Raw genomic sequence first — 8,328 nt, 5'->3', positions numbered from 1 at the left:
ATTTATTTCAATATCATTGGTAAAAACCACCGTCTTTAGACGGTGACTTTGACTTTAATTTTTTGACCTATGCGCGTTTACGAGGTGCGTGGTTCGACGACTTTCAGTCGTCGGCACCGAAGTGCGCTAACCCACCTACTTCAGTAGGTGGTAGTTAAGTAGATGTAAAACACCATCATGTTATTTTGAAAACGAATTTTAACCTATTTTTTGTTTGATGGGATTGCTGATTTTGGTGTTTTTTTAATATCCGTTATTCCTGTAATCTACAGACATCATTGACTTGATCTCATGAGGAAAATAGATGTCCGTATTCATACTTCCCGAACACATGGCTGCAATTGAGATTGTTCAACCGGGGGAGCCAGATGTTTTGAATTTATCAATAAGATTGGTTCCTACACCTGATTCTGAGGAAATATTGGTCAAAGTGGCCGCTGCGGGGGTTAATAGACCTGATGTGATGCAGCGACGCGGATATTATCCTCCGCCTCAGGGGGCTTCGGATATTCCCGGGCTGGAGATTTCAGGTACAGTCGTTGCCGTGGGTTCAAAAGTCAAACATTATGCTGTGGGTGATCAGGTTTGCGCGTTAGTTGCAGGAGGAGGGTATGCGGAATATTGCAAGGTACACGAAAGTAATGCGTTGCCTGTGCCCGAAGGTTATAGCCTGGTTGAAGCCGCGGCGTTGCCCGAAACATTTTTTACGGTATGGGTGAATTTATTCCAGCGTGGAAAATTAAAGGCGGGAGAGACTGTTTTAATTCATGGTGGTACATCGGGTATCGGAACAGTGGCGACTTTACTGGCAAAGGCATTTGGGGCTTATGTGATAACGACGGTGGGCTCTGAAGATAAACGCCAGACCAGTTTGGCATTGGGGGCGGATGCTTCTGTTAACTACAAGACAGAGGATTTTGTAGAAAAAACTCATCAGGCAACGAACGGGCACGGTGCTGATGTGATTGTTGATTTAATTGCCGGTGATTATGTCGCGAAAAATTTTCAGGCGGCAGCGGTAGAGGGCAGAATTATCCAAATTGGAGTTCAGCATGGTAAGGTGAAGGAACTTAACCTTATGCCCTTGCTGCAAAAACGACTGAGTATTACAGGATCTACATTGCGCTCTCGTAGTGTTGAGGATAAAGCCGGTATTGCTCGTGAATTACAGGAGAAAGTTTGGCCCTTATTGGAAGAAGGGGTGATTAAACCACAGATTTTTAGAACATATCCACTGAAACAAGCTGCGGATGCCCATGCGTTGATGGAGAGTAGTGCTCATATTGGAAAAATCATGTTGGTGATATAAAAAGCAAAAAGCCTGAACTTATGTCCAGGCTTTTTGTTGAAGATGGCGGTGAGGGAGGGATTCGAACCCTCGATACGTTTTCACGTATACACACTTTCCAGGCGTGCTCCTTCAGCCTCTCGGACACCTCACCAATTTTTTATCACTCTCATATAAGGAGAATAATATTGTAGACTGCTTGTTTTTTAAAAAAGCCAATTTTTCGGCTCTTTTATAGAAGATGGCGGTGAGGGAGGGATTCGAACCCTCGATACGTTTTCACGTATACACACTTTCCAGGCGTGCTCCTTCAGCCTCTCGGACACCTCACCAATTTTTTATCACTCTCATATAAGGAGAATAATATTGTAGACTGCTTGTTTTTTAAAAAAGCCAATTTTTCGGCTCTTTTATAGAAGATGGCGGTGAGGGAGGGATTCGAACCCTCGATACGTTTTCACGTATACACACTTTCCAGGCGTGCTCCTTCAGCCTCTCGGACACCTCACCGTATTTCTTGTTGTAGCGATTTCGTTTCCGTTCACTGCTGCAACGGGGCGCTACTATAGGGAAAAGTAGTGAATGCGTCAACAGGTATAATGTGATTTTTTCAGGCTTTTTGACTGATTAGACAAATAAAAAACAATTTGTGCGCTTGTCATCCAACTAAGGTAGTGAAATCTCTCTTTTTGCAACGGCTCATGGCAAATATGTTAACCAGATAACATTCTAAATATTTTCACTCTTGTCACTTCATTAGATGCTTGCAACCTGTCACTAATCAGTTAACCCTATCAAAAATCAAAAAAGGAATGAGGTCTTATGAATATTATCTTTTTTAACCCTGCCTCCAATGCTGATGAATGGGTTCAGTGTATACAAGATAAATTACCTGATGCGAATGTGCGGAAATGGACTGATGGTGATGATGCTCCCGCCGATTATGCTTTGGTTTGGTTAGCACCCAATGAAATGTTGGTTAATCGCCAGGGATTAAAAGGGATATTTTCACTGGGAGCAGGGGTAGATTATATTCTTAAGCAAGGATTGGATACTTTGGGAACGTTACCTGCCAATGTCCCCGTGATACGGGTTGAAGATGCGGGAATGGCACAACAGATGCAGGAGTATGTTGTTGGTTCTGTTTTGTACTATTTTCGCCGCATGGATGAATATAAACAGTATCAGGAACAGCGCATTTGGAATCCGATTGTTGCCCACAATAGATCTGAGTTTGTTATTGGGGTATTGGGGGCAGGGGTTCTGGGAGAAAGCATCATTGAAAAATTGAAGGCATTTGATTTCAATGTGCGTTGCTGGAGCAAGGGGCCGAAACAAATCGAGAATGTTGAAAGTTTTTATGGTGAAGAACAATTGGGTGATTTTCTTTCGGAATGCAAAGTGTTGGTCAATATTTTGCCAAACACGCCGGAAACCCGTGGTATCCTCAATCTTTCATTATTCAGTCAGTTAAAAGCCGGTTCGTATATCATCAATGTTGCCCGGGGAGTACATCTCGTCGAACAGGATTTATTGGTTGCCATGGACAAAGGTTATGTTGCCGGTGCGACTCTGGATGTGTTTTCAGAGGAACCATTGTCAAAACTTCACCCGTTCTGGACACATCCACGAATTAATATCACCCCGCATATTTCTGCAAAGTCGATACCTGAAAAAGCCATAGATGCCATTTGCAAAAATATTCATCGGCTGGAAAACGGGGAGACACCTTCCGGTCTGGTTGATATTTCCCGTGGTTATTAACCGGATGATTTTCAAAATTCCAGCCAACAAAGCGGCAACTTAGTCCAACTTAAAGGGCCAAGGCATAAGTTGCTTTACAGTAGGGCGAGTGATTAGGGACAATAACAATATGCGTTATGTCAGATAAGTTATTGGGATTAGATGAAACCATGAATGAATTTTCTATTGTTTGCCGTATTTTGGGAACATTATTTAACCGATCACCGCAAAATCCTGTTTTGCAACCTGTGATTGCAATGATTGCAGAAGGTAAATTGAAGCAAGCATGGCCTTTGGAGCAAGATCAATTGTTAGATCGGCTACAACAAAGCTGTGAGCCAGCAACAATTGAAGCCGATTATCACGCTTTATTTGCAGGAGAATCTGCCGGAGTTGAAGTCTGTCGTTCCAATTATACGGATAGGGAAGAAAGTGAAATCCGTCAGTTTTTAGTGGAGCGGGGGATGCCGTTATCTGAATCGCCTGCGGATCAATTCGGCTCTTTATTGTTGGCTGCATCGTGGCTGGAAGATCAAGCGGCGGTAGATGAGGTTCAAGCTCAAATTACATTGTTTGATGAGTATTTGCTGCCTTGGTGTGGGCAATTCCTCGGTAAAGTAGAAGCGCATGCAACCAGTGGTTTTTATCGTACTTTGGTGATTATCACTCGTGAGGCGCTACAGGTGTTGCGTGAAGAGCTGGAAACTGAGTGACATAATATCATTTTTATGCCGGCTGAGAATTTCAGTGTTGACCGTGACAACTCTGTAATAAACAGATAGATGTTTTCATAGATTATGAATGAAATAAAGGCAAATTATTAATCAGTAATTTGCCTTTATTATTTTATTCACAATAAAAATTACTTATCAGTTAAACCGATCACTAGTTTTCCTGGCTTAATTTCCAATTCTTTGGCAAATTTTGAAGCAGCTGCTTCAGCTTTACTTTTTTCTGGATTCAATACATAAACCGGATAAACGTCGAAAAATTCACTTAAGGACGTATTCAGATAAGGAATGAGCGCTTTTATGGGAGCCGCCGCTTTTTCTGGGATTGTTTGATAGTCAACAATTTCTAAGCCTTTGATGAAGATAGCACCTTTTGTCGCATCAAATACCGGTTTGGCGCTGATAGTCAGCTTGAGCTCAGCTTGAATTGAACCTAAAAGGCTTGTCAGTTGTACTTTGGCTTGAGTTGAAAGTTCAATTTTTTCGGGATTTTTGCGACCAACCTGACTGGTTAAGTCACCTAACATAATTGTAGCGTTAGCCATACCCGGCAAATTGATTTGCTTTTGATAATGGACTTTTTTTAATAAATACTCATTGAGTATACCTTCATTAATGCTGAATTCCTTGAACTGGTCACAGCCACTGAGTAATCCTATAATCACTAATGCTGCGCCTAAAAAAATTTTTCTCATATTATCTCCTATTATTGTTGGCAAGCTGATTTTACCTTATTTATTCCATGATTAATGCCTGCTCACCATAATAGAGTCTATTTTTTTCAGATTGAATTGGTGATGAAGTGTATAAACAGTCACTATACCCACAAATCCCAGCAGGAACCAGGGTAGCTGCGGTATATCCATAGAGCGTCCTGTATCATAAAGCCACCCGCCACCGGTATAACCCAGCACTCCCCCGAATGCCAGCCCCAGCCGGCTGAATCCCATATAACTACCACGTGCCCGAGGATCGGTAAGTGAGGCACTGAGCATTTCACGGGCAGGCTCTGCGGTGACCATTCCCAGATAAAACAGGCTGATTAGGCCAAATAGCAGGTGTAACTGATTGATCCAACCTATTGGGAACATGCAGATGCTCATTAAAAACAAACCAGCCATCAGGCGTTGTTCTTGCCGGAAATGTTTTTCACTCCAGCGGGCGATAGGGTAAAGCAAAGTCAGTGAAATCACGGCTTCAATGGCATACATCCATCTGACGGCAGTATGTGTGCCGGAAATTTCATAAATAATGATCGGAAACATTAACATGACTTGGACTGAGAGGATAAAATAACCGGTCAATGTCAGAACGTAGTAAAAGAAGCGGCGATCTTTAATAACGCGCCCCATACCTTCTTTAATGGGAGTCCGAATGGTTGAAATGCGGTATGCTGGCAAAAAACATGCGTTAAATAAAGCAGCCAATACAAAAATCGATGCACCAATCCAACAAACAAGATTGAAATTATATTGCAGTAACCAACTGCCTACTAATGCACCTATCACTGCACCTGCACTATCTTGCATCAATAGAATTGAATAAAAACGGCCACGCTCGTGGGGGCGAGTTAACTTTATGATAAGGGCGGCTCTGGGGGGATCAAATAATGTCCCTCCTAATCCAGAAAGCATACAGGAAAGGATGAGTATCCATGGTTCAGATGCCATTGCCATCAGGGCAAACCCTGACGCCCGCAGCAGCATTCCGGTGACAATCATGGGTTTCGCACCGAACCTATCCGCAATGGCTCCCCCAAAAATACCCAGACCTTGTTGTACTAATTGGCGCAATCCGAGTGAAAACCCAACAATAGCGGCAGCCCAGCCAAGTTGCTCAACGAAACGAATCGAAATTAAGGGGAAAACGACAAAAAATCCTAAAACGACGATTAAATTATCAAATAAAAGAAAATATTTACCCAAGCTACGAGCCTGTGAGACTAATGACATTTTGCACCCTATAAAACCTTATAAAGTAGAAAAGACGGGAGATCGTTTTTGTTATTTTGGACTCAATATGTGCTTTAAGATAGAGGTTATCTAGATGATATTTTTTTATCGTGGGAGGGTGGTAATTATTTCCATAAAAGCTAAATTATTGAAAATTTTTTCAAGATAAAGATCAGGAGAAAGCATGTTTGGTTACCGTTCTGCATTGCCAAAAATCCGCTTTATTACGGATAGAATGATCGTTCGTTTGGTATATGAGCGTGATGCTTATAAATTGGCTGAATATTATTCAGAAAATAAAGATTTTCTTAAACCGTGGGAACCCGCAAGGGATGGTACTTTTTACCAACCTTCCGGATGGACAAATAAGTTGAGTTATATCTCGGAGTTACAGCGGCAGGAAGCGACATTCAATTTCTTGTTATTGGACCCGGATGAAAATGAAATTATGGGAGTCGCCAATTTTACCAATGTCATGCGTGGTGCATTTTATTCTTGCTATCTTGGTTATTCATTGGGTGAAAAATGGCAAGGGCAGGGAGTGATGTACGAAGCCTTGTTACCCACCATTCGCTATATGCAACGCCATCAAAAAATGCACCGGATTATGGCGAACTATATGCCACATAATCATCGCAGTGGAAATTTACTCAAGAAATTGGGATTTGAACAAGAAGGTTATGCTAAAAATTACTTAATGATCGACGGCGTTTGGCAAGATCATGTTTTGACATCACTGATTGATGACACATGGGGCAAGACAACGGGCATATAACCTATGTAGATCTTATTGTTGTCTGTTAGACTTTGAACATGGCTGCTATCTCTCCGAAGTCTCTTTACCGGCTGTTTTTATAGCGTCTTGAGGGTAGCGTTACATTTTTTATGTTCATTTCATAAACACCAATTTTTAGAATAACACCATGAATTTACTCAAATCACTGGCTGCGGTTAGCTCAATGACGATGTTTTCGCGCGTCCTTGGCTTTATCCGCGATGCCATCATTGCCCGCATATTTGGTGCTGGTGTGGCAACAGATGCTTTTTTTGTTGCCTTCAAATTACCTAACTTACTGCGCCGTATTTTTGCCGAGGGCGCTTTTTCTCAAGCCTTTGTGCCGATTCTGGCTGAATACAAAAACCAACAGGGAGACGAGGCAACACGCACATTCATCGCGTATGTATCAGGAATGTTGACGTTGATTTTGGCGATAGTCACGGTCATCGGTGTGATTGCTGCGCCTTGGGTCATTTATGTGACCGCACCGGGATTCACGGATACACCGGATAAATTTGCGTTAACCCGTGATCTGCTCAGAATTACCTTTCCTTACATTTTCTTAATATCTCTGGCCTCGTTGGCAGGGGCTATCCTCAATACATGGAATCGGTTTTCTGTTCCTGCTTTTGCGCCGACATTACTCAATGTCAGCATGATCGTTTTTGCACTGTTTGTTGCACCATACTGTAATCCACCAGTCATGGCATTAGGCTGGGCGGTTGTTGCTGGTGGTATTTTGCAACTGGCCTATCAGCTTCCTCATTTGAAAAAAGTGGGTATGCTGGTGTTGCCCCGGGTTTCTTTCCGGGACAGTGGTGTCTGGCGCGTTATGCGTCAGATGGGGCCTGCGATTCTGGGCGTCTCAGTCAGCCAGATTTCATTGATTATCAATACCATTTTTGCCTCGTTTTTAGTTTCTGGCTCGGTTTCATGGATGTATTATGCTGACCGCCTGATGGAGTTACCTTCCGGTGTTCTGGGTGTTGCGCTGGGTACTATCTTATTGCCTTCGCTGGCTAAGAGTTTTTCCAGCGGAAATCATGCAGAATATCGTCGATTAATGGATTGGGGGCTGCGTCTTTGCTTTTTGTTGGCACTGCCTTGTGCTGTCGCATTGGGTATTTTGGCAGAGCCATTGACGGTTTCACTCTTTCAATACGGTAATTTTTCTGCCTTTGATGCTGAAATGACTCAGCGGGCATTGATTGCTTACTGCTTTGGGTTGATGGGATTGATTGTTGTTAAGGTGCTTGCTCCCGGCTTCTATTCTCGTCAGGACATTAAAACACCCGTTAAGATTGCGATTGCAACCCTGGTTTTAACCCAGCTGATGAACCTTGCTTTTATTGGTCCACTGCAACATGCAGGGTTGGCACTTTCCATCGGCTTGGCCGCCTGCTTTAATGCCAGTATGCTTTACTGGCAACTGCGAAAACGTGAGATTTTCAAGCCGCTGGCTGGCTGGGGAACATTTTTGCTGAAATTAGTTGTGGCGATTGTCGTTATGGTTGGGGTATTACTCGCAGTATTGTGGGTTATGCCAGCCTGGGATCAGGGCAATATGGCTATGCGATTGCTACGGTTGATGGGCGTTGTGATTGCAGGTGCAGGCAGTTATTTTGCTGCATTGGCTTTGATGGGATTCAGATTGAAAGACTTTGCACAACGGGGATTGCAATAACTGAATTTCCCCAATCCATTGTGTTTTTATTAGCGAACCGCTCAATAATTTATTGAGCGGTATCATTAATTATTTTACATAACCCATTATTTTTAAATCTTACTCAGGTTATATCAAATTAAATAAAATATCTCATGCAATTTATTTTATTA

At 42.6% G+C, this 8,328-nt stretch carries 7 protein-coding genes and 3 tRNA genes; 5 read left to right on the top strand and 5 right to left on the bottom strand.

What is annotated here, in order from left to right:
- Positions 1–304 precede the first annotated feature (304 nt).
- Complete coding sequence (locus tag Xsze_RS17030) at positions 305–1,309, top strand: NAD(P)H-quinone oxidoreductase (RefSeq protein WP_038234891.1); 1,005 nt, start codon at positions 305–307, stop codon at positions 1,307–1,309.
- Positions 1,310–1,352: 43 nt separating this feature from the next.
- Here the strand turns inward: Xsze_RS17030 and Xsze_RS17025 are convergent.
- From Xsze_RS17025 to Xsze_RS17015, 3 genes are all read right to left on the bottom strand, one after another.
- Positions 1,353–1,442 (bottom strand) — tRNA-Ser (locus Xsze_RS17025).
- A gap of 88 nt (positions 1,443–1,530) precedes the next feature.
- Positions 1,531–1,620, bottom strand: a tRNA-Ser gene (locus Xsze_RS17020).
- Positions 1,621–1,708: 88 nt separating this feature from the next.
- Positions 1,709–1,798 (bottom strand) — tRNA-Ser (locus Xsze_RS17015).
- Positions 1,799–2,110: 312 nt separating this feature from the next.
- On the opposite strand from Xsze_RS17015, the gene Xsze_RS17010 reads away from it, so the two are divergent.
- Positions 2,111–3,052: a 2-hydroxyacid dehydrogenase gene (locus Xsze_RS17010; RefSeq protein WP_038234893.1), complete on the top strand. Its 942-nt coding sequence runs from the start codon at positions 2,111–2,113 to the stop codon at positions 3,050–3,052.
- 149 nt (positions 3,053–3,201) lie between these two features.
- Complete coding sequence (locus tag Xsze_RS17005) at positions 3,202–3,744, top strand: TorD/DmsD family molecular chaperone (protein WP_038234931.1); 543 nt, start codon at positions 3,202–3,204, stop codon at positions 3,742–3,744.
- 149 nt (positions 3,745–3,893) lie between these two features.
- On the opposite strand, the gene Xsze_RS17000 is transcribed toward Xsze_RS17005, so the two are convergent.
- Positions 3,894–4,457, bottom strand: a complete 564-nt coding sequence (locus Xsze_RS17000) for a lipoprotein (protein ID WP_038234895.1) — start codon at positions 4,455–4,457, stop codon at positions 3,894–3,896.
- 51 nt (positions 4,458–4,508) lie between these two features.
- Positions 4,509–5,714, bottom strand: coding sequence for a multidrug efflux MFS transporter MdtH (mdtH, locus tag Xsze_RS16995; protein WP_038234898.1), 1,206 nt, complete (start codon positions 5,712–5,714; stop codon positions 4,509–4,511).
- A gap of 184 nt (positions 5,715–5,898) precedes the next feature.
- Here mdtH and rimJ point away from each other — a divergent pair, with 184 nt between their 5' ends.
- Together rimJ and murJ are read left to right on the top strand one after the other, a co-directional pair.
- Positions 5,899–6,489 carry a ribosomal protein S5-alanine N-acetyltransferase gene (rimJ, locus tag Xsze_RS16990; protein ID WP_038234900.1) on the top strand — a complete coding sequence of 197 codons (591 nt, stop codon included), beginning with the start codon at positions 5,899–5,901 and terminating at the stop codon, positions 6,487–6,489.
- 148 nt (positions 6,490–6,637) lie between these two features.
- A complete protein-coding gene (gene murJ / locus Xsze_RS16985; protein WP_038234902.1) occupies positions 6,638–8,176 on the top strand; it encodes a murein biosynthesis integral membrane protein MurJ in 1,539 nt (512 codons plus the stop codon).
- Positions 8,177–8,328 lie beyond the last annotated feature (152 nt).

Source organism: Xenorhabdus szentirmaii DSM 16338, from assembly GCF_002632585.1.
GTDB classification, from domain to species: domain Bacteria; phylum Pseudomonadota; class Gammaproteobacteria; order Enterobacterales; family Enterobacteriaceae; genus Xenorhabdus; species Xenorhabdus szentirmaii.
This window is presented reverse-complemented; position numbering and strand designations above follow the sequence as displayed.